At 67.2% G+C, this 20,712-nt stretch carries 20 protein-coding genes and 1 pseudogene; 6 read left to right on the top strand and 15 right to left on the bottom strand.

What is annotated here, in order from left to right:
• Together AC1DYK_RS18420 and rpmH are read right to left on the bottom strand one after the other, a co-directional pair.
• A pseudogene (locus AC1DYK_RS18420) lies at positions 1-166 on the bottom strand (ribonuclease P protein component); the annotation flags it as partial.
• 72 nt (positions 167-238) lie between these two features.
• The gene (gene rpmH / locus AC1DYK_RS18415; protein ID WP_007834827.1) at positions 239-373 is read right to left on the bottom strand and encodes a 50S ribosomal protein L34; all 135 of its coding nucleotides are present in this window, start codon (positions 371-373) and stop codon (positions 239-241) included.
• A 320-nt stretch (positions 374-693) separates the two neighbouring features.
• On the opposite strand from rpmH, the gene dnaA reads away from it, so the two are divergent.
• The 3 genes from dnaA (at position 694) to gyrB (ending at position 6,214) form a co-directional block, all read left to right on the top strand.
• Positions 694-2,073: a chromosomal replication initiator protein DnaA gene (gene dnaA, locus AC1DYK_RS18410; RefSeq protein ID WP_478167621.1), complete on the top strand. Its 1,380-nt coding sequence runs from the start codon at positions 694-696 to the stop codon at positions 2,071-2,073.
• 269 nt (positions 2,074-2,342) lie between these two features.
• Complete coding sequence (dnaN, locus tag AC1DYK_RS18405; protein ID WP_478157682.1) at positions 2,343-3,449, top strand: DNA polymerase III subunit beta; 1,107 nt, start codon at positions 2,343-2,345, stop codon at positions 3,447-3,449.
• Positions 3,450-3,595: 146 nt separating this feature from the next.
• Positions 3,596-6,214, top strand: coding sequence for a DNA topoisomerase (ATP-hydrolyzing) subunit B (gene gyrB / locus AC1DYK_RS18400; protein WP_478167620.1), 2,619 nt, complete (start codon positions 3,596-3,598; stop codon positions 6,212-6,214).
• A 4-nt stretch (positions 6,215-6,218) separates the two neighbouring features.
• Here the strand turns inward: gyrB and AC1DYK_RS18395 are convergent, their stop codons facing one another.
• Positions 6,219-7,454, bottom strand: coding sequence for an MFS transporter (locus tag AC1DYK_RS18395; RefSeq protein WP_478167619.1), 1,236 nt, complete (start codon positions 7,452-7,454; stop codon positions 6,219-6,221).
• 267 nt (positions 7,455-7,721) lie between these two features.
• Here AC1DYK_RS18395 and AC1DYK_RS18390 point away from each other — a divergent pair, with 267 nt between their 5' ends.
• Both AC1DYK_RS18390 and AC1DYK_RS18385 read left to right on the top strand, forming a co-directional pair.
• On the top strand, positions 7,722-8,207 hold the full coding sequence (locus AC1DYK_RS18390) for a hypothetical protein (protein ID WP_478167618.1): 486 nt from the start codon (positions 7,722-7,724) through the stop codon (positions 8,205-8,207).
• Between the two features lie 96 nt (positions 8,208-8,303).
• Entirely contained in the window at positions 8,304-9,482 is a 1,179-nt protein-coding gene (locus tag AC1DYK_RS18385; RefSeq protein WP_478167617.1) for a metallophosphoesterase, read from the top strand.
• 116 nt (positions 9,483-9,598) lie between these two features.
• Here AC1DYK_RS18385 and AC1DYK_RS18380 read toward each other — a convergent pair whose 3' ends face one another.
• The 3 genes from AC1DYK_RS18380 to AC1DYK_RS18370 form a co-directional block, all read right to left on the bottom strand.
• The gene (locus tag AC1DYK_RS18380) at positions 9,599-10,030 is read right to left on the bottom strand and encodes a PaaI family thioesterase (RefSeq protein ID WP_478167616.1); all 432 of its coding nucleotides are present in this window, start codon (positions 10,028-10,030) and stop codon (positions 9,599-9,601) included.
• A complete protein-coding gene (locus AC1DYK_RS18375; RefSeq protein WP_478167615.1) occupies positions 10,027-10,443 on the bottom strand; it encodes a MerR family transcriptional regulator in 417 nt (138 codons plus the stop codon). The genes AC1DYK_RS18380 and AC1DYK_RS18375 overlap by 4 nt, the downstream gene beginning before the upstream one ends.
• A gap of 127 nt (positions 10,444-10,570) precedes the next feature.
• Positions 10,571-11,068, bottom strand: coding sequence for a polyhydroxyalkanoate granule-associated phasin (locus AC1DYK_RS18370; protein WP_478087370.1), 498 nt, complete (start codon positions 11,066-11,068; stop codon positions 10,571-10,573).
• 184 nt (positions 11,069-11,252) lie between these two features.
• Between AC1DYK_RS18370 and AC1DYK_RS18365 the strand changes: the two genes are divergently transcribed.
• The gene (locus AC1DYK_RS18365) at positions 11,253-11,825 is read left to right on the top strand and encodes an acyloxyacyl hydrolase (protein ID WP_478167614.1); all 573 of its coding nucleotides are present in this window, start codon (positions 11,253-11,255) and stop codon (positions 11,823-11,825) included.
• Here AC1DYK_RS18365 and AC1DYK_RS18360 read toward each other — a convergent pair.
• The 9 genes from AC1DYK_RS18360 to AC1DYK_RS18320 form a co-directional block, all read right to left on the bottom strand.
• Positions 11,813-12,820: a lysylphosphatidylglycerol synthase domain-containing protein gene (locus AC1DYK_RS18360; RefSeq protein WP_478167626.1), complete on the bottom strand. Its 1,008-nt coding sequence runs from the start codon at positions 12,818-12,820 to the stop codon at positions 11,813-11,815. The two genes, AC1DYK_RS18365 and AC1DYK_RS18360, sit on opposite strands and share 13 nt — an antisense overlap.
• The gene (gene clsB, locus AC1DYK_RS18355; RefSeq protein ID WP_478167613.1) at positions 12,820-14,079 is read right to left on the bottom strand and encodes a cardiolipin synthase ClsB; all 1,260 of its coding nucleotides are present in this window, start codon (positions 14,077-14,079) and stop codon (positions 12,820-12,822) included. The genes AC1DYK_RS18360 and clsB overlap by 1 nt, the downstream gene beginning before the upstream one ends.
• A complete protein-coding gene (locus AC1DYK_RS18350; RefSeq protein ID WP_478167625.1) occupies positions 14,076-14,804 on the bottom strand; it encodes an endonuclease/exonuclease/phosphatase family protein in 729 nt (242 codons plus the stop codon). Before AC1DYK_RS18350 ends, clsB begins: the two co-directional genes overlap by 4 nt.
• A gap of 231 nt (positions 14,805-15,035) precedes the next feature.
• A complete protein-coding gene (locus AC1DYK_RS18345; protein WP_478167612.1) occupies positions 15,036-15,599 on the bottom strand; it encodes a Spy/CpxP family protein refolding chaperone in 564 nt (187 codons plus the stop codon).
• Positions 15,600-15,775: 176 nt separating this feature from the next.
• Positions 15,776-16,681: a pirin family protein gene (locus AC1DYK_RS18340; RefSeq protein ID WP_478167611.1), complete on the bottom strand. Its 906-nt coding sequence runs from the start codon at positions 16,679-16,681 to the stop codon at positions 15,776-15,778.
• A gap of 65 nt (positions 16,682-16,746) precedes the next feature.
• Positions 16,747-17,478: an aspartate/glutamate racemase family protein gene (locus AC1DYK_RS18335; RefSeq protein ID WP_478167610.1), complete on the bottom strand. Its 732-nt coding sequence runs from the start codon at positions 17,476-17,478 to the stop codon at positions 16,747-16,749.
• Positions 17,479-17,491: 13 nt separating this feature from the next.
• A complete protein-coding gene (locus tag AC1DYK_RS18330) occupies positions 17,492-18,382 on the bottom strand; it encodes an ABC transporter permease (RefSeq protein ID WP_478167609.1) in 891 nt (296 codons plus the stop codon).
• A gap of 60 nt (positions 18,383-18,442) precedes the next feature.
• Positions 18,443-19,378, bottom strand: coding sequence for an ABC transporter permease (locus tag AC1DYK_RS18325; protein WP_478167608.1), 936 nt, complete (start codon positions 19,376-19,378; stop codon positions 18,443-18,445).
• Entirely contained in the window at positions 19,375-20,646 is a 1,272-nt protein-coding gene (locus tag AC1DYK_RS18320; protein ID WP_478167607.1) for an ABC transporter substrate-binding protein, read from the bottom strand. Before AC1DYK_RS18320 ends, AC1DYK_RS18325 begins: the two co-directional genes overlap by 4 nt.
• Between the last annotated feature and the right edge of the window lie 66 nt (positions 20,647-20,712).

The following is a 20,712-nucleotide window of genomic DNA, read 5'->3' as shown; positions in this document are numbered from 1 at the left end:
GCTTGGGAACCATCGCGCCGAGCCACACGTCCTCGGTGGCGAACAGCGGCTCGACCCCGTCCGGCGCGGCGAGCGCGCAGCGGTGCAGTGCGAAGTGGGCTGTGCGCGCCACGGTGGCACCTGCGAGGACGGCCTGGAACTGCGCGCGGGTCTTGAGCCGCTGCATGGAAGCCAACCGCGGGACGCCGTCGGACGGTGAGGGCGGCAGCGGGTCGACTGGCAACGGTGCCGGCGCGCCTTAGACGGCCAGGCGCTTGCGGCCCTTGGCGCGGCGTGCGTTGATCACGGCGCGGCCACCGCGGGTCTTCATGCGGACCAGGAAACCGTGGGTACGGGCGCGGCGGACTTTGGAAGCTTGATAAGTGCGTTTCATGATGATTTTCCTGATTCACCGGCCAGGCCGGCGCTTGAGCCTCCGGGCCCCGAAGGCCGTCGGCAGTTTTTTTCCGGGGAGGCCCCCAGATACACGGACATACCCCGAAACACACAAAGAGGTTTTCAGGGAAACCCGCGATTATCGCAAAGTTTCGTCCGCGCCACAATCACCGGCGCCGATCCCGGCCTCTTCAACGACCGCCGAAACGGTGTGGATAAGGTTTTGACAAGTTAGAATCGAGGGCGCATCGCGGGTGCGACTATCCACAATATCAAGACGAGAGATGGCTGAGGGACAAACCACTTTTCAGAGCACCCATGCCGAGTGACGGCATCGGCGACAGCCTCTGGCAGGCCTGTGTCGACCAGCTCGCACAGGAGCTGTCCGAACAGCAATTCAACACCTGGATCAAACCACTGACCGCACGGGTCGCGGACGATCTTTCGCGGGTCACGGTCTTCGTGGCCAACCGCTTCAAACTCGACTGGATCCGGGCCCAGTACGCCGGCAAGATCGCCGCCATGGCGGAGAAGCTCTACGGTCAGCCTGTGATTATCGAGTTAGCGCTCGCTCCTCGGGAAATCGTTGCCAGGCCTGTATCGATGGCCGTGATTTCCGAAACCGACGTGCCGCGCGACCTGCCCGCGCCGGGCGAGGATCCGGCGGCTGCGGCTTTCAAGAACCGGCTGAACTCCGGCCTCACTTTCGACACCCTGGTGGAAGGCACGGCGAACCGCATGGCGCGCGCCGCCGCCATGCACGTGGCCGGCATGCCGGGCCACCTCTACAACCCGCTTTTCATCTATGGCGGTGTCGGCCTGGGCAAGACCCACCTGATGCACGCGGTGGGCAACCGCTTGCTCGCCGACCGGCCGGACTCCAAAGTTCTCTACATCCATGCGGAGCAATTCGTTTCGGATGTGGTCAAAGCCTATCAGCGCAAGACTTTCGACGAGTTCAAGGAGCGCTACCACTCGCTCGATCTGCTGCTGATCGACGACGTCCAGTTCTTCGCCAACAAGGATCGGACGCAGGAAGAGTTCTTCAACGCCTTCGAAGCCTTGCTGGCCAAGAAGTCGCACATCGTGATGACCAGCGACACCTATCCCAAGGGTCTGGCGGATATTCACGAGCGGCTGGTTTCGCGCTTCGATTCGGGTCTGACTGTCGCGATCGAGCCGCCCGAACTCGAGATGCGCGTCGCGATCCTGATCAACAAGGCGCGTGCCGAGAGCGCCGAGATGCCTGAAGAGGTGGCCTTCTTCGTTGCCAAGAACGTGCGCTCCAACGTGCGCGAGCTCGAAGGCGCGCTGCGCAAGATCCTGGCCTACTCGCGCTTCAACCAGAAAGAGATATCCATCGCGCTGGCGCGCGAGGCGCTGCGCGACCTGCTGTCGATCCAGAACCGGCAGATCTCGGTCGAGAACATCCAGAAGACGGTGGCCGACTACTACAAGATCAAGGTCGCCGACATGTACTCGAAGAAGCGGCCGGCCTCGATCGCCCGGCCGCGCCAGATCGCGATGTACCTGGCCAAGGAACTCACGCAGAAAAGCCTGCCCGAGATCGGCGAGCTGTTCGGTGGCCGCGACCATACGACGGTGCTGCACGCGGTGCGCAAGATCTCGGGCGAGCGCCAGCAGCTCACCGAGCTCAACCAGCAGTTGCACGTGCTGGAACAAACCCTCAAAGGCTGACCGGTGAGCGCCCTGTACAGAAGCGCTGCGGCCTGTCAAAGGACAACTCTGTGGACAGTTCCGGTGCAAAAAGGCACTTGTCCACAGGCTGGAGGTACGGTCCGAAGTTGTGCGCTTTGGCGCGACAGCAAAAAAGCACGGCTGCGCACAGCCGGCCGGCTGCCGCAAGTGCCTGTCACGAAAGCGGAAAATGCCCCTGTCCACAGCGCAGCGCGTTCCTTATCTACTACTACTAATTTGAATTAAAGAAATAAAGAAGAGGTAAGACAATGATCGTTTTGAAGGCTACACAAGACAAAGTCCTCGCGGCCCTGCAATCGGTGGCGGGGATCGTGGAGCGGCGCCACACGCTGCCCATCCTGGCCAACGTGCTGATCCGCAAGACCGGCGGCCAGATCCAGCTGACCACGAGCGACCTCGAGATCCAGATCCGGACCCAGGCCGAGCTTGGCGGCGACGAGGGCAACTTCACGACCACCATCGGCGCGCGCAAGCTGATCGACATCCTGCGCACCATGCCGGCCGACCAGACCGTGAGCCTCGAATCCAGCGCCAGCAAGCTGGTGCTCAAGGGCGGCAAGAGCCGTTTCACGCTGCAGTCGCTGCCGGCCGAGGACTTTCCGCTGGTCCAGGAAGCGGCCAACTTCGGCCCGGTCTTCAGCGTGCCGCAAAAGACGCTCAAGGACCTGCTCGGCCAGGTGTCGTTCGCGATGGCGGTGCATGACATCCGCTACTACCTCAACGGCATCCTGTTCGTCGCCGAGGGCAAGCAGCTGAGCCTGGTGGCGACCGACGGCCACCGGCTGGCCTTCGCCTCGGCCATGCTCGACGTCGAAGTGCCGCGCCAGGAAGTGATCCTGCCGCGCAAGACCGTGCTCGAGATGCAGCGCCTCTTGTCCGACGCCGAAGGCGCGATCGAGATGCAGTTCGCGAACAACCAGGCCAAGTTCAGCTTCGGCGGCATGGAATTCGTCACCAAGCTGGTCGAGGGCAAGTTCCCCGACTACAACCGCGTGATTCCGAAGACCCACAAGAACACGGTCACGCTGGGCCGCGCGCCGCTGCTGGCCAGCCTGCAGCGCACCGCGATCCTTACCAGCGAGAAGTTCAAGGGCGTGCGGCTCAACATCGAGCCCGGCACCCTGCGCATTGCCTCGAACAACGCCGAGCAGGAAGAGGCGCAGGACGAACTCGACATCGACTACGGCGGCGACACGATCGAGATCGGCTTCAACGTCACCTACCTGATCGATGCGCTGGCCAACATGAGCCAGGACATGGTGAAGCTGGACCTGGCCGACTCCAACAGCTCGGTGCTGATGACGATTCCCGAGAATGCGTCGTTCAAGTACGTCGTCATGCCAATGCGCATCTAGCACAAGGATTTGGCACACCCCCAGGTTGGCTCACTGCGTGTAGCCGCCCACCCCCTTGCAGGGGGCGATACCAGCGGACCGGCGGAGCCGGTTCCGCGGTATCTCCCGAAAATTGCGGTAGCACTTGTACCGACAGAAAGAGTCTGATGAGCGAAGAAAACAAGCCGGAAGTGCCGCACACCGAGCCGGTTTACACCCCTGAAATCGACAGCGCGATTCCGATCGAGGTGATCCCGGCCGACACGACCTACGGTGAAGGCTCCATCACGATCCTCGAAGGGCTGGAGGCCGTGCGCAAGCGCCCGGGCATGTACATCGGGGATACTTCCGACGGCACCGGGCTGCACCACCTGGTGTTCGAGGTGGTCGACAACTCGATCGACGAGGCACTGGCGGGGTATTGCGACGACATCGTCGTGACCATCCACACCGACAACTCGGTCTCAGTCACCGACAACGGCCGCGGCATCCCGACCGGCGTCAAGATGGACGACAAGCACGAGCCCAAGCGCTCGGCAGCCGAGATCGCGCTGACCGAACTGCACGCAGGCGGCAAGTTCAACCAGAACAGCTACAAGGTCTCGGGCGGCCTGCACGGCGTGGGCGTGAGCTGCGTCAACGCGCTGAGCAAGATGCTGCGCCTGACGGTGCGACGCGAGGGCAAGGTCCACACGCTGGAGTTCAGCAAGGGCTTCGTGCAGAACCGCATCGTCGACGTCGTCAACGGCGTCGAGGTCTCGCCGATGAAAGTCACGGGCGAGACCGAGAAGCGCGGCACCGAGGTGCACTTCCTGCCCGACTCGGAGATCTTCAAGGAAAACGCGGATTTCCACTACGAGATCCTCAGCAAGCGGCTGCGCGAGCTGAGCTTCCTGAACAACGGCGTGCGGATCCGCCTGCTCGACGAGCGCACCGGCAAGTCGGACGATTTCTCGGGCGCCGGCGGCGTCAAGGGCTTCGTCGAGTTCATCAACAAGGGCAAGACCGTCCTGCACCCGAACGTGTTCTACGCCGCCGGCGAGAAGCCCGCCGAGACCTACGGCGGCATCCCCGGCACCCACATCGGCGTCGAGGTCGCAATGCAGTGGAACAGCGGCTACAACGAGCAGGTGCTGTGCTTCACCAACAACATTCCGCAGCGTGACGGCGGCACCCATCTGACCGGCCTGCGCGCCGCGATGACCCGGGTCATCAACAAGTACATCGAAGAAACCGAGCTGGCCAAGAAGGCCAAGGTCGAGGTCACCGGCGACGACATGCGCGAGGGCCTGTGCTGCGTGCTGAGCGTGAAGGTGCCCGAGCCCAAGTTCTCGAGCCAGACCAAGGACAAGCTGGTGTCGAGCGAGGTGCGCGCGCCGGTGGAAGACATCGTCGGCCGGCTGCTGTCCGACTACCTGCAGGAGCGTCCGAACGACGCCAAGATCATCTGCGGCAAGATCGTCGAGGCGGCGCGGGCGCGCGAAGCGGCGCGCAAGGCGCGCGAGATGACGCGCCGCAAGGGCGTGCTCGACGGCATGGGCCTGCCGGGCAAGCTGGCCGACTGCCAGGAAAAGGACCCGGCGCTGTGCGAGGTCTACCTGGTGGAGGGCGATTCCGCCGGCGGTTCCGCCAAGCAGGGCCGCGACCGGAAGTTCCAGGCCATCCTGCCGCTGCGCGGCAAGATCCTGAACGTCGAGAAGGCGCGCTACGAGAAGCTGCTGACCAGCAACGAAATCCTGACCATGATCACGGCGCTCGGCACCGGCATCGGCCGGGCCGGCGCGACGACCTCGGGCGGCGGCGCCGACGACTTCAATGTCGCCAAGCTGCGCTACCACCGCATCATCATCATGACCGACGCCGACGTCGACGGCGCCCACATCCGCACGCTGCTGTTGACCTTCTTCTATCGGCAGATGCCCGAGCTGGTCGAGCGCGGCCACATCTACATCGCCCAGCCGCCGCTGTACAAGGTCAAGGTCGGCAAGGAAGAGCAGTACCTCAAGGACGGGCCGGCGCTCGACGCCTTCCTGCTCAAGGTGGCGCTGAAGGACGCCAGCGTCGCCACCGGCGGCGCGAGCCCGACGACCCTCAGCGGCGACACGCTGGCTGAACTGGCGCGCAAGCACCAGCTCGCCGAGGCCGTGATCGCGCGGCTCGGTGTGTTCCTCGATGCGGCGGCGCTGCGCGCCATCGCCGACGGCGTCTCGCTCGACCTCGACACCACCGCCAGCGCCGAGGCCTCGGCCGTGGCGCTGCAGAACAAGCTGCGCGAACTCAACACCACCGGCGCGCCGGCCGATGTGTCGAGCGAATTCGACACCCGTACCGACAAGCCGCTCCTGCGCATCAGCCGCCGCCATCACGGCAACATCAAGAGCAGCGTGCTGACGCAGGACTTCGTCCATGGCGCCGACTACGCGGCGCTGGCCGAGGCCGCCAAGACCTTCCGCGACCTCCTGGGCGAGGGCGCCGTGGTCAAGCGCGGCGAAGGCGAGCGCGCCAAGGAGGAAAAGGTCAACGATTTCCGCGAAGCGATGCGCTGGCTGATCGGCCAGGCCGAGAACGCGACCGCGCGCCAGCGCTACAAGGGGTTGGGCGAGATGAACCCCGAGCAGCTGTGGGAAACGACGATGGACCCGGCGGTGCGCCGGCTGCTGCGGGTGCAGATCGACGACGCGATCGAGGCCGACCGCGTGTTCACGATGCTGATGGGCGACGAGGTCGAACCGCGGCGCGAGTTCATCGAGCAGAACGCGCTCAGGGCCGCGAACATCGACGTTTGAGCGTTCAGCTGCGGCGTTCGGCCGAGGCGGTCAGCGCCACCCGGCCGGGCGCCCGCCCGAGTCCGCCCACGACCCCCGCAGCCACCAGCACCAGCGCGCCGCTCAGCAGCATCGCGGTCGAGATGCCCCAGCCGTCGACCGCGAGGCCGCCGAGCAGGGCGCCGGAGGCGATCGCCACCTGGAAGCCGCTGACCAGCAGCGCCTGGCCGGCTTCGGGTGCATCGGGCACGGCTTCCATCATCCAGCCGGTCAGCGCGACCGGGATCATGCCGAACGCGACGCCCCAGGTGATGACCACTGCTGCGCCGGCCGCGAAGCCGCTGCCCACCACCGTCGACAGCAGCAGCGCGGTGGCCAGCAGCACGGCAGCCAGCAGCACGGCGGAGCGCACGTTGCGCGCGACCAGGCTGCCGCCGATGAAGGTGCCGACGAAGCCGACCGCGCCGTAGGCCAGCAGCAAGGCCGTGACCGGGCCCGAGCCCAGTCCGAAGACCTGCTGCAACAACGGCTTGAGGTAGGTGTAGGCCGCGAAGTGCCCGGCGACCAGGAACAGCACGGCCAGCAATCCGACCTGCGCCATGCGCCGGGTCAGCGGCGTGAGCAGGTCGCGCGGCCGGATGGCACGGGCCGGCGGCATCGCGGGCAGCAGCCAGATCTGCACCGCGAGCACGATCGCGGCCAGACCGCCCGTGACACCGAAGGCCGCGCGCCAGCCGGCCAGCGTGCCGACCAGTGCCCCGGCCGGCACGCCGAGCACGGTGGCCACCGAAACGCCGGCGAGCACCAGCGACATGGCGCGTGCCTGGGAGCCCGGCGCCACCAGTTGCGTGGCGGCGCTCGGCGCGAAGGTCCAGAAGCCGCCGACGCACAGGCCCAGCATCAGCCGGGCCACCAGCATGGTCGTGAAGTCGGGCGCGAAGGCGGCCAGCAGGTTGGAAGCGACCAGCAGCGCCGTGAGCGCCACCATGACGGTGCGGCGGTCGAGGCGGCCCGAGGCGACGATCAGCGCCGGTCCGGCGAAGGCGGCGAGCACCCCCGGCATCGTGACCATCAGGCCGGCCGTGCCGTCGCTGACCTGCAGGCCGGCGCCGATGTCGGTCAGCAGGCCGATCGGCAGGAATTCGGTCGTGACCATCGCGAAAGTGCCGACGGCGATGGAGCCGACCGCGAGCCAGGCGGAGCGCGACGAATCGGCGGCGGGGGCCAGCGTATCCGCGCAAGGGGAGCAGGGTGCGTTCATGAGGGCGGCGGGAAGCGGCTTGGGCGCGGCTTCCGGAGCTTTGTTGCGAGGCCATCGAGTCTGGCCGTGGATCGCAGGCCCCGAAGCGTCCCGCAGAACATCTCAATTTCCGGTTCGCCAACAATGAAAACCGTCGGTTGTCTTGCGTTTTTCGTTCTTGGTGCGTCTCGGCGGCGCCACTGCGTGTAAACGCTATGCCTAGCCCGACTCTTGCTAAGGAGAATTGCCGGCGAGCAATCGCCATTCATGAGCAAGGACAGCAGAGCAATGACCCCGATCCGGTTTTGGCGGCCCGCAGCGGCCCTGGCGATCCTCGGTGCATTCACTTCGGCGCAGGCGTTGACGAATCCGCCGATCCGAATTGCCCAGGGCATCGAATACATGTGCGGCGGCAAGAGCAGCGCCGAGGCGAGCTTCATGGAGACGGTGGCGCCGCGCTGGGCCGCCACCCTGGAGTTCGCGGTCAGCCGCGGCAAGCCGGGCCAGTTTCCGAGCGACGTGAAGGTCGTGGTTCGCGATCGCTATTCCGGCCGGCTGGTGATGGAGGCGGCCACCGGCGCACCGATCATGCTGGCACGGCTCGACCCCGGCGCCTACGAGGTCGAGGCCACGCTGGCCGGGATCACGCTGCAGCAGCCGCTGACCGTGTTCAACGGCCTGAGCTCGAAGGTCATGTTCGTCTGGCCCTCGAACGTCGATTTTGCCGCCGCGATGGGCCTCCCCCGCGCCGAACAACAAGCCTCCGTCAGGTAAACCGAACCTGCGGCTGGCGCCCGGCAAGGGGCCTTGAATGTGGAGCGTTCGCTCCAACATGGAGGGGCCGGGCGCTGCCCGTCTTTCTGGGCCCCGATGCCGTTTCGCCCCCTCATTCTTCTCACCACGCTGTTGCACGTCTACATCGGCCTGCGGCTGTGGCCGGCGCTGGCGGGCCTGCCGTTCGCGCAGCCGGTGCTGCTGGCGGCGCTGCTCGTGTCGGCCGCGACCATGCCGCTGCCTTTCGTCGGCATGCGTTCCGAAAGACCGCAGTTCGCCGACGTCTGGAAGTGGATCGGGCTCATCAGCATGGGCTGGTTCTCGTCGATGATCCTGCTCACGCTGTTGCGCGATGCGGGTCTGCTGCTCGGTTGGCTCGGCGCGGCCGCGTCGGGTGCGACCGTCGACTGGGCGCGCTGGGGTGTCTGGAGCGCCGCGGCCGTGCCGCTGGTGGCGAGTGCGACCTCCCTGGTCGGCTTGCTGAACGCGCGGCGCACGGCGGGCGTGGTGCGGGTCGACGTGCCGATCCGCGACCTGCCTTCGGCGCTGAGCGGTTTCACGATCGTGCAGCTCAGCGACATTCACGTCGGGCCGACGATCAAGCGCGGCTACATCCAGCGCATCGTGAATGCGGTCAACGCGCTGGGTGCCGACATGGTCGCGATCACCGGCGACCTGGTCGACGGCACGGTGGCCGAACTGCGCGACCATATCGCACCGCTGCAGCAACTCAAGGCACGGCACGGCACCTTCGTGGTGACCGGCAACCACGAGTACTACGCCGGTGCGCATGCCTGGATCGAGGAGTTGCGCCGGCTCGGCCTGCGCGTGCTGCTCAACGAGCACGTGGTGCTGCAGACGCGCAACGTGAAGGGCGCCCAGACCGACGAGGAAGTGCACGAAAGCGCGCTGCTGGTGGCGGGCGTGACCGACTACACGGCGGGCCATTTCGATGCGGCGCATGCGAGCGACCCCTATGGCGCCCTGTTCGACGCGCCGCCGCTGGTGCACACGCGGGTGCTGCTGGCCCACCAGCCGCGCAGCGCGCCGGACGCCGCCGGCGCCGGCTACCACCTGCAGCTCTCCGGTCACACGCACGGCGGCCAGTTCTTCCCATGGAACCTGTTCGTGCCGTTGCAGCAGCCTTTCACGGCCGGCCTGCACAAGCTGCAGGAGATGTGGGTCTACACCAGTCGCGGCACCGGTTACTGGGGCCCGCCCAAACGCTTCGGCGCCCCGTCGGAGATCACCTTGTTGCGGCTGGTGCAGGCTTGAGCCCCCACGCTCCGTCACTTCGTGTACTCGCTGCCCCCCAAGGGGGAAGCAGCAGGCCGCCCGTCCGTGCGAAGCGCGGACTTCGCCGCGCTGGCGGCCCGGCGCCGGCCTGAGCTTCAAGCTGCTGCGGGCTTGATGTTGCGCGCGCTGCCGAGCAGCGTGGCGCAGAGCGTTTCGTTGCCGTCGGCATCGACCGCGAACACGTCGGCCGCGCAGACGGTGAGCAGCTTGCCGGCGCTGACCACGCGGCCCCTGGCGCGCAACGCCGCGCCGACGGCGGGCGCCACCAGTTTCAGCGTGGCGTCGACGGTCGCGTTGATCCAGCCCTCGGGCAGCACGCTGCCGGCAGCACCGACCGCGGCGAAATCGGCCACGGCGAAGACCGGCGTGGCCTGGAGCTGGCCGGGGCGGAAGGTGAAGGCTTCGGCGATCGGGATCTCGAGCTCGACCTCGCCGCGGGCGAGTCGGATAAAACGAAGGCCCAGCGTGCGCGCCATCGGCATCGCGAGCACGGCGCGTTCGAGCTGCTGGAGGTGTGAGGTGGTCATTTCCTGTCCTTTCGAGCGGCCGTCTTCGGCCAGGGGGTGGGGGGCCGGGTCCGGGCGCGTTGCCGGCGGTCCTGCTCGTGCAACCAGGATGCGTGTTCAAGAACCTGGCTGCGCTGCGCCTGCAGTTCGGTGATCTGGCGCTCCAGCGCGTTGGCGCGGTCCTGCAGCGCCTCGGTCATGGTGGCGATGCTCAGGCGGCCGGCGCGATAGGCCGGCAGCAGTTCTCCGATGGCCTGCAGCGAGAAGCCGATGCGCCGCGACATGGCGATGAACACGACTTCGCGGCGCATCGATTCCGGATAGTCGCGGTAGCCCGACGCCGTGCGTGCCGGCAGCAGCAGGCCCATCCGCTCGTAGTGGCGAAGCGCATGCACCGTGACGCCGGCGCGTTGGGCGAGTTCGGAAATCCGCATGTGCGAAGGCTAGCAAGCCTCGCGTTGCGCGAAGCTTGGGGCGGCCGGATTTATTCTCCGCCCGGCGTCGCTTCAGAGTTCGGCGCCGGCCGCGAGGACCGGAAGTGTCGGCGTGTCGGGGGCTCTCTCAGGCCTGCTCGGCGAAGAGCCGGCGCGCATTGGAGGTCGCCTTGGCGTGGATCGGCTTGAGACCGCGTTGCGCGATGCGCGCGCTCGCGCTGGACAGTTGGCTCACCGCCTCGGCCGAACGGGCGGCGGCGCTGCCGAAGGCTTCGGCATGGCCCACGGCCTGGGCCGTCGTGGTGCTGGTGGCCAGGGAAAACAGGGCCGCGCCGCTGCTCAACCAGTGCTTCACGGCGCGATTCACGAGCGCGAACTGGGTGGTGTGCAGCTGGTTGGCCATGGCGGCCCCCGATTCGCTCGCCGCCGCGAGCTTTTCGTGGCTCATGAGCTGGAATTCGGCGAGATCGACCTCGCTCGGCAGGAGCCCGGCCTTCGCCATGCGCTCGGTGCGCATCTGGATCACCGAGCCGGACGACAGCAGCATCTCGTGGGTCTTCAAGGCCACGTCGACCCACAGCATGAGCGGGTTGAAGAAGCGCGGCGAAGAGAAGCTGGGAGTCATGGAGGTCTTTGGACGGTGTTCGTGGAACTGATCCGACTATAGACCTCCAGGCCCCGTTTTGCTGCACTGCAGCATTGAATTGGGGTTCTCGTCCTACCCCTCGGCCGGGTGAAATGTCGAGACATGCCTGACACAAAGTTTGCGGTGCTTGTTACATTCGCTTTTAAAACGCAAGCCTAGATCAATGACCAACATGCCGCGCTGCGTCAAGCTGCTGCCGTGTGCAGGATGCCTGTCGCTTTCCCTCGCTGCCGCAGCGGCTCCGCAGGACAGCGCGCCGGGCATCTACATCGATCTCGGGCAGGCTCTCCACAGCAATGCCAATACCGATTCGCTGACGCTCGGGGCGGTGGTGCCGTGGACGCACTGGCCTCAGGTCCAGAGCGGCGCCGTGTCGTTCTATTGGGATTTCTTCGTGAGCCAGTGGCGCGCCCCGCGCCCGCACGGCGCGGACAAGCGGAACTACGCCCAGCTCGGCGTGATCGCCAACTGGCGCTATCGCTTCGACCAGGGCGATTCGCCCTGGTTCGTCGAGGCCGGCATCGGCGGGACTGTGATGAACCACCTCTACCGCACCGTCGACCGGGAGTTCAGCACCACCTTCCAGTTCACGGAACAGTTCGGCGTCGGGCGCAGCTTCGGCGGCCAGGGCGAGCACGAGCTGTCGCTGCGGCTGCAGCATTTCTCGAATGCCGCCATCAAGTCGCCGAACCCGGGCGAGACCTTCGTGCAGGTGCGCTACCTCTATCGCTTCTGATCGTCGTCAGTCGCTGCACCGGCGCGGCGCAGCTTTCTGACACGCCACTCGGTGGCCACGACGGCCAGCGCGGCGAGAGTCAGCGGCACGAGGTAGTAGATCGCCCGGTACGCGAGCAAGGCGCCCAGCAGCGTGCCCTGCGGCAGCCGGTGCCCGAGCAGCGCCAGGAAGACGGCCTCCAGCACACCCAGCCCGCCCGGCACGTGGGTGATGACGCCCGCCACCGCGGCGACCAGGAACACCGCGAGCACTTCCGGGTAGGGCAACTGGTGCAGCAGCAGCAGCCAGACGACGCCGCCCATCAGCGACCAGTTGGCGGCCGAGAGCAGGAGTTGAAGCAGCGCCATGCGCAGCGACGGCGTGTCGAGCTCGTGGCCGCGGATGCGCCAGGTGTGCTCGCGCGCGATGGCGCAAAGGCCCAGGTAGGCGATGCCCGCGACCAGCAGCAGGGCGCCCAGGATGCGCAGCCCCTCGCCGTCCAGGTGCCATTCGGGCGGCAGCGTCATCGGCCAGAAGCAGAACACCGCGCCGGCGAGCACCAGGTAGCCGATCCAGTTGGTCAGCATGCTGAAGCCCAGCAAGCGCGTGATCGTGGCGTTGTCCAGGCCGAGGCGCGAGTAGAGCCGGTACCTGAACGCGACGCCGCCGATCAGCGCGCCGAGGTTGAGGTTGAAGGCGTAGCTGATGAAGGTGACGCGCATCACCACGCGAGTGCCGAGCCGGTGGCCGGTCATGCGTCGGCCGAGGAGGTCGAAGGTGCTGTAGAGCAGGTGGCTGCAGCCTGCGAGTGCGCCGGCTGCGAGCAGCGCGGGTAGCGGGATGTCGCGCAGCGCGTCGAGCACCTCGCCCCAGTCGATCGTGCGGGCCTGGCGCACGATGAGTACGAGCACGACCGCGAAGAAGAGCCAGGCGGCGATCCGCCGCAGGCGCGCCCAGGCTCCGGCTGCCTTCGGCCATGGTGGCGCGGCGTCGCCCGCTGCGGGCCGGCGGGCCATCATGCCCTGTCCGTCCGGGTGGCGCCGGCGTCTTTCGCCTCGGGCGTCTCGAGCGGCTCCAGCCGCGGCGCATGGCGCGGCAGCCAGCCGACCCAGGAGGGATACCAGCGCAGCAGGTGGAAGACGAAGAAGCTGCGCACCAGCCGCCAGCTGCTCCATTCGCCCAGGTCCGAGGGCTGGACCCGCTTGCACTTGTTCCGCATCAGCGCATCGAGCCGCTCCCACAGCGCCTGGTTGAAGGATCGGTCGCGAACGATCACGTTCGCTTCGAGGTTCAGCGTCAGGCTCAGCGGGTCCAGGTTGCTCGAGCCGACGGTGCTCCAATCGTCGTCCGCCAGCGCCACCTTGCCGTGCAGCGGGCGCTCGCAGTACTCGTAGATGCGCACGCCGGCGTGCAGCAGGTGGTGGTAGAGCAGGCGGGCGGCCGCCTTAGCGATCGGCATGTCGGGGTCGCCCTGCAGGATCAGCCGGACGTCGACCCCGCGCCGCGCGGCGCGGCGCATTTCCTTGATCATCCGGTAGCCGGGGAAGAAGTAGGCATTGGCGATCACGATGCGATGCCGCGCACTGCGGATGGTGGCGAGGTAGTGGCGCTCGATGCCGTTCGTGTGGCGGCGGTTGTCGCGGGTCACGAACTGCGCTGCGGCCTCTCCCGCCGGCGCGGTATTGTCGTGCACCGCGGCCTTGAGCCGGCGCCGGTACCAGCCCGGGCCCTTGCCGCCGATCGCGATCGCTTGCAGCACGAAGCGGTGGATCTCCGAGACGATCGGACCGGCGAGCTCGACCGCGTAGTCCTGCTTGGCCTTGGGGCCGAAGTCGAGCAGGTGGTCGGCCGAATAGTTGATCCCTCCGACGAAGGCGAGCTCGCCGTCGATGACCACGATCTTGCGGTGCATGCGCCGCAGGACGTTGAACCGCTGGCCGAAGAAGCGCCGGCCCGGATCGAACACCCGCACCTGGACGCCCGCGGAGGTCAGCCCGCGGATGAAGCCGGGCGACAGCGAGGGCGAGCCGAAGCCGTCGATCATCAGGTCGACTTTCACGCCGCGCGCAGCCGCCGCGCGCAGGGCGGCGTGCAGTTGCTCGCCGACCTTGTCCTCGAACAGGATGAAGGTCTCGACGACGACCTCGCGCCGGGCCTCGCGGATGGCTCCGAACACGCGCGGGAAGAACTGCTCGCCGTTCTCCAGCAATGCGACGCGGTTGCCTTCGGTCCAGCGTCGGCCAGCGGCCTGGGTGTCTTCGGCGTAGCCGCTCACAGCGCGATCTCCGCCACCAGCGGCGTATGGTCCGACAGGTGCGACCAGGGCTTGCGCGGCAGCACGACCGGCGAATGCGCGCTGGCGTTGCGCACGTAGATTCGGTCCAGCGGCAGCATCGGAAAGCGCGCGGGAAAGGTCCTCGCGGCGCTGCCGTTGGCCTGCACGAACACTTCGCGCAGCAATGCGCCCTGCGCGAGGATCTCGTGCGCGCGGCCGCGCCAGTCGTTGAAGTCGCCGGCCACGATCAGCGGCGCATCCGCCGGCACCTCGTCGCGCACGATGTGGCACAGCAGTTCGAGCTGCTGCAGGCGGTGCGTTTCGGCCAGCCCGAGGTGGGCGCAGATCGCGTGGACGTCGATCGGCCGTGCCGGCAGCCGCAGCACGCAATGCAGCAGGCCGCGCTTCTCCGGACCGACGATCGAGATGTCATGGTTGCGGTAGTGGACGATCGGGAACTTCGACAGCACGGCGTTGCCGTGGTGCCCCCTGGGATACACCGCGTTGCGGCCATAGGCGAACTGCGGCCACATGGTGTCGGCCAGGAACTCGTAGTGCGGCGCCTCGGGCCAGTTGTCGATCTTGCGCGAATGGCGCGAGTGGGTGCCCAGCACTTCCTGCAGGAACACCACATCGGCGCCCACCGTGCGTACCGCCTCGCGCAGTTCCGGCAGGATGAACTTGCGGTTCAGCGCCGTGAAGCCCTTGTGGGTGTTCACGGTCATGACCTTGAGCGAGGTCGAAGTGGCCGCCGCGACGGCCGAATGGGAGGTGGGCTTCACAGCCTTCGTTGTAAGCCCGAGGCTGTGCCGCGGCTGTAGGAACGCACCACCTTCTTCGCCGGCTTGCGCGGGACGGGCAGCGTCCTGACCGCTTCGCCGTCGACGTCTGCGGCGACCATGGGTAAAAGCCCCCTGCGCGCGAGCGCCGGGGGCTTGGTTCCGCATGGGGCCGTATCAGCTCTTGGCGGGCGGCGGGGCGGAATGATGGCGATGCCCGCCAGGGCCGCCGTGACCCTCGTGCGCACCGAAGCGAGGCATCGATTCCGCATCGAAGGTCTTCTGCTGCTCCGGCGTCAGCGTCGCGTAGAAGCTGCGCGTCGCATCGGCCCGCTTGGCGAACATCGCGCTGCGCTCGGCCTGGCGCGCCTGCATGCGGTCGAGGCGCTGCGGTGTCGTCAGCTTGGCGAACTCGGCGCGTTCGGCATCGGCTTGACCCATGGGACGGGACGGCCGCTGCTGGGCCGCCGTGAAGCTGCTCCAGGCGCCTTCCTGGGCCGGCGTGAGTTTCAGCTTTTCCTTCAGCGCCGCGAGGCGCTTGGCGTGCTGCGCCTGCATGCGCTCCAGGCGCTGGGCGTGGTCGGCGCGGTCGTGGGGCGGCTTGGCCGGGGCTTGTGCGCCGGTCTGCGCCTCGGCGGCCGGCGGCGGCGTCACCGGGGCCTGGGCGAAGGCGCCCGAGCAGGCGAAGGTGGCGGAGGCCAGCAAGCCGGCCAGGAGGAATTTCTTGCGGGACGGGATCATGACAGTGCTTCCTTTCGAAGAAGCCCGCCGCCGATGGGCAGCAGGTGAAGCCAAGTGTGGCGACCGCATGTATCGCGACCGTGAGCCCGGGGTTAGCGCGGGTAAAGATAGATGAAGGCGCTGCGCCGCGTTGCCAGCGGCGGTGGCGGTCCAGGGCGCGTGCGTTTCGGCGCGCCTCAGCCCAGCTTGCCGTTCTGGAAGTCGTGCATCGCCTGCGTGACCTGCTCGCGCGTGTTCATCACGAAAGGGCCGTACTGGGCGATCGGTTCGTGCAGCGGCTTGCCGGCGATCAGCAGGGCGCGTGCCGGACTGTGGTTGGACGCCGGCGCACGCAGTACGGCGCCGTCGCTGCCGGGCTCGTTGGCGAGGATCGCCATGCGCTTGGTCGGGATCTCGCTGTTGCCGATGTAGAGCGACTCGCGAAAGACATAGACCAGCGCGTTGTGGTCGTCCGGCAGCGGCTGGGCGAATTCGGCACCGGGAGGCAGTTCGATGTCGAGGTAGAGCGGCTCGGTATGTTCGCGCTGCATCGCACCCTTGACGCCGTGGCTGTGGCCCGCGATGACACGCACGTGCGTACCGGACGGGGTGGTGAATTCGGGGATCTCGGGGCTCTGGATGTCGCGATACCAGGGCTCCCGCATCTTGTCCCTGGCCGGCAGGTTGAGCCAGAGCTGGAAGCCTTCCATGAGACCCTCTTCCTGCTCGGGCAGCTCGCTGTGCACCAGTCCGCGGCCGGCGGTCATCCATTGCACGCCGCCGTTCGAGAGCAGGCCTTCATGGCCCGCGCTGTCGCGGTGGCGCATGCGCCCCGAGATCATGTAGGTCACGGTTTCGAAGCCGCGGTGCGGGTGGCTCGGGAAGCCGCCGATGTAGTCCCCGGCGTTGTCGCTGCCGAAGGCATCGAGCATCAGGTAGGGATCGAGCCGCTGCTGCAAGGGTTGGTGCAGCACCCGCGTGAGCTTGACGCCATCGCCGTCGCTGGTCGAGACGCCGGCGACGATCTGGTCGATGCCGCGCGGCCGGGCGAGCGACGCCGGTTCGACCGCGTGGGTGGGGTGGGCGTGGGAGGGGTGGCTCATGGCGGCATGGTGGCACGGTTGAGGCGACCGCGCCGCCGGTGGGGCTGTAGCAGACATCGGGCCGGTCAGCCCAGCGCCTCGAGTTCCCAGGACACGCTCTGCCAGGCCACGCCGAATCCCGCGGCGGCGGCGGGCGCCGTGCCGATCCGGATGGCCTCGAGCGCCCACGCGCCGCCTGCGCTCACGCTGTCGATCAGTGGCACCGGAACCGAATCGGCGATGTCGGCGGCGATGCCGGCCAGGGCGGCGCCGCCGAGGATCACGGCCTGCGCCTGGAAGCGCAGCGCGGCCTCGCGGCAGGCCTCGGCCAGCAGGGCGCGGGCGCCGGCGGGGTCCTCGGCGAGTTGGGCGCCGGTCGGCGCCACCGTGTGGATGCCGGCCAGCGAGGCCGAGCAGCCGAGCGAGGATGCCAGCCGCCCGAGCATCGGCCGCCAGCGTTCGCCGCCGGTCACGATGGCGAAACGGCCGTGCCGTGTCGCCGCAGCGAAGGCGGCTTCGGCCAGGCCGCCGATCGGCACGCCGGCGCCGTCGCGCAATGCGAACAGCCCCGGGTCGCCGAAGCAGCCGATCAGGATGGCATCGGGCCGCTCGCCGTGCGCGTGTGCCGCGGCCCAGGCGTCGAGCACCGCGTGCTGCGCCACCGCGTAGGTGGCCTCGCTGGCGATGTAGGGGGCGCCGAAGCGGGCGGTGACCGTGCGGACGCTCGCCGCGTTGCCGAGTTGCGCCTGCAGATGCTGCTGCAGAAGGACGCTCACCGAGGCGGAGGTGTTCGGGTTGATCACCAGCAGACGGGTCATGGGCGGGCCTGCATCAGCGTGCGCGCTTCGCGCGTGGGCGCAGCAAGGCGGCGGTTCCCAGCGCGAGCGCCATCACGGCGAAGGACACGACGGTGGTCACCGTGCCGAGCGCGTAGATCGATGGCGTGGTCACGGTGGAGGTCAGCGCCTGCAGCTCGAGCGGCAGCGTGTTGACATCGCCGATGGCTTGCGAAGTGCGCGCGATCTCGTCCCAGCTCAGCGTGAAACCGAACATGCCGATGCCGACCACCGACGGCCCGATCAGCGGCAGCACGACGTGCAGGAAGCTCTGCCACGGCGTCGCGCCGAGGTCGCGCGCGGCTTCCTCGTAGGCGGGATTGAAGCGGTTGAAGACCGCGAACATGATCAGCAGACCGAAGGGCAGCGTCCAGGTCAGGTGGGCGCCGAGCGCCGAGGTGAGGAGCCCGAGCGCGGTACCGTAGTTCTCGAGCGTGCCGGTGGCACCCAAGGCGCCGAGTGCGCCCTTGAGGCCATTGTCGAGCAGCCGGAACTGCAGGCCGATGCCCAGCGACACGATGATCGACGGCATGATCAGGCTCGCCACGGTGACGAAGAACAACGCGTTGCCGCCCTTGAGCCGCTTGCGGAAGGCCAGGCCGGCCAGTACCGACAGCAGCACGGTGCACAGCATCACCACCGCACCGAGCATCAGCGAGCGCCCGAAGGCGGCGCCGATGTCGACGGTGCCCAAGCCTTCGGCGAGCTTGCGGAACCAGTGCAGCGAGACGCCGCGCAGCGGAAAGGTGAGGCCGCCCTCGGGGCCCTGGAAGCTCAGCACGAAGATCGTGACCATCGGGCCGTAGAGGAAGACCACGAACAGCGCGAAGACGATGGCCAAAGGCCGGAACCCCGGGCTGCGCTGTTCACCGATGCGTTGGCTCATAGGAAACCTCCGCGCAGCAGCGCTTCGGTATTCGCCTTCGGAGCGGCCGTGCGGCTCATGTCAGAGTTCCTTTCGGATGTCGACCAGTCGCGTCAGACCCCAGATGATCATCAGCACCACCGCCAAGAGAATCATCGCGTTGGCCGCCGCCAGCGGGAACTGCAGGTACGAGGTCTGGACCTGGATGATCTTGCCGACCGAGGCGATCTGCTGGCCGCCCATCACGCCGATGGTGACGAAGTCGCCCATCACGATCGTGATGACGAAGATCGAGCCGATCAGGATGCCGGTGCGCGACAGCGGCACGATCACGTTCCACAGCGTCTGCCAGCCCGAAGCGCCCGAGTCGCTGGCGGCTTCGAGCAGCGAGCGGTCGATGCGCATCATCGAGTTGAAGATCGGCACGATCATGAACATCGTGTAGAGGTGCACGAAGGCCAGCACCACCGAGAAGTCCGAGAACAGCAGCCACTCGACCGGCGTGTCGACCAGGCCCATGCCCATGAGCCCCTGGTTCACGAGCCCGTTGCGCCCCAGCAGCGGCACCCACGAGATCATGCGGATGACGTTGGAGGTCCAGAAGGGCACCGTGCACAGCACGAACAGCAGCGTCTGCATGCCCGGCGAGCGCACGTGGAAGGCCAGGAAGTAGGCCACCGAGAAGCCGACCAGGAGCGTGATGCCCCAGACCAGCAGGCAGAACTTCAGCGTGCTGATGTAGGTCGACAAGGTGACGCAGAAGTCGCCGTTGTCTGTGAGGTGCGAGCACCCTTCGAAGATGCTCAGGTAGTTGCGCAGCGAGACCGCCGGGATCAGTTCGTACTCGTTGAAGTTCCACAGGCTGACCATCGCGATCAGCGCCAGCGGGATCAGAAAGAACAGCAGGAACACGAGCCCGAACGGCGCCGCCTGCCACCAGGCCTTGATGGGTCTGGTGGGCGGCGATGTGGCGTGGCCGGCTACACGCAGTGAGCCAACCTGGGGGGGCGAGCTCATGCCGCCACAAATTCGTTCCATTTCTTTACCATGTATTCGTTCTCGTCCATGACGGCGTTCCAGCAGGCGATGCCGCCCATGCGCTCCTCGTAGCTGCCGCCGTCGCGCAGCGCGCCGGCCTTGGCGATGACGTCGCCCTGCGGGCTCCTGATGTCCTGCGTCGCCGGCTTGCCTTCCATCCAGTAGGCCCACTCGTAGGGTTCCATCTTGGCCTTGGCGGTTTCCAGCACGGCGCTGTAGTAGCCCTGGCGGTTCAGGTAGGCGCCGGCCCAGCCGTCGAGGAACCAGTTGATGAATTCGTACGCGCCGTCGAGTTTCTTGCCCGACAGCGTGGCCGGCAGGCCGAAGCCCGAGGCCCAGGCGCGATAGCCTTCCTTGAGCGGCTGAAAGGTGCAGGCGATGCCCTTGCTGCGCACCGCGGTCACGGCCGGCGACCACATCGACTGGATCACGACCTCGCCCGAGGACATCAGGTTGACCGACTCGTTGAAGTCCTTCCACAGGGCGCGGAACTGGCCCGCCTTCTTCGCTTCGATCAGGGTCTTGATCGTCAGGTCGATCTCGGCCTTGGTCATGTTGCCCTTGTCGGCGTACTTGTGGATGCCCTTGGCCTCCACCACCATCGCCGCGTCCATGATGCCGATCGAGGGGATGTTGAGGATCGCCGCCTTGCCCTTGAACTCGGGGTTCAGCAGTTCGGCCCAGGAGCCGATCGGACGCTTGATCAGGTCGGGCCGGATGCCCAGCGTGTCGGCGTTGTAGGTGGTCGGGATCAGCGACATGAACTGCGTCGGCGTCTTCGAGAAGGCCTTGCTCTTCTCGCCCTCGAGGAAGATCACCTTGATCGGCGCCGTGCCCTGGTCGCCGACCTTTTTCCCCGCGACCTCGCCCTTGGTGAACAGCGAGGTGATCTTGTCGGCGTTCTTCACGCGCCGCGTGTCGATGCCCTTGAGGTTGCCGGTGGGCACAATCTTCTTGAGCGAGAAGTACTCGGTGTCGATCAGGTCGAAGCTGTTCGGCGCGGTCACGGCGCGCTTGGTGACGTCGTCGGTGGTGACGGCCACGTACTGGATCTCGATGCCGGTGTCGGCCTTGAATTTCTCGGCGATCGCCTTGTCCTGGTTGACCGCGGTGCCGAGGTAGCGCAGCACGATCTTCTCCTGCGCATGGATGGCCGGGAACACGCCCGCCGCGAGGATGCCCGCGGTGCCCTGCAGCAGCGCGCGGCGCTGCACGCCGGTGGAGGGGGTTTCGATCTTTTTGGACATGGGAGGTCTCCTGGAAGCCGGTGGTGAAGAAAGTGGAAGAACCGAAATGCAGAGGCGTGCGTGGCG

The sequence above is a fragment of the Variovorax sp. P2_H12 genome, from assembly GCF_056403395.1.
The sequence above is the reverse complement of the archived record's forward strand: the minus strand, read 5'-3'. Positions and strand labels throughout refer to the sequence as shown.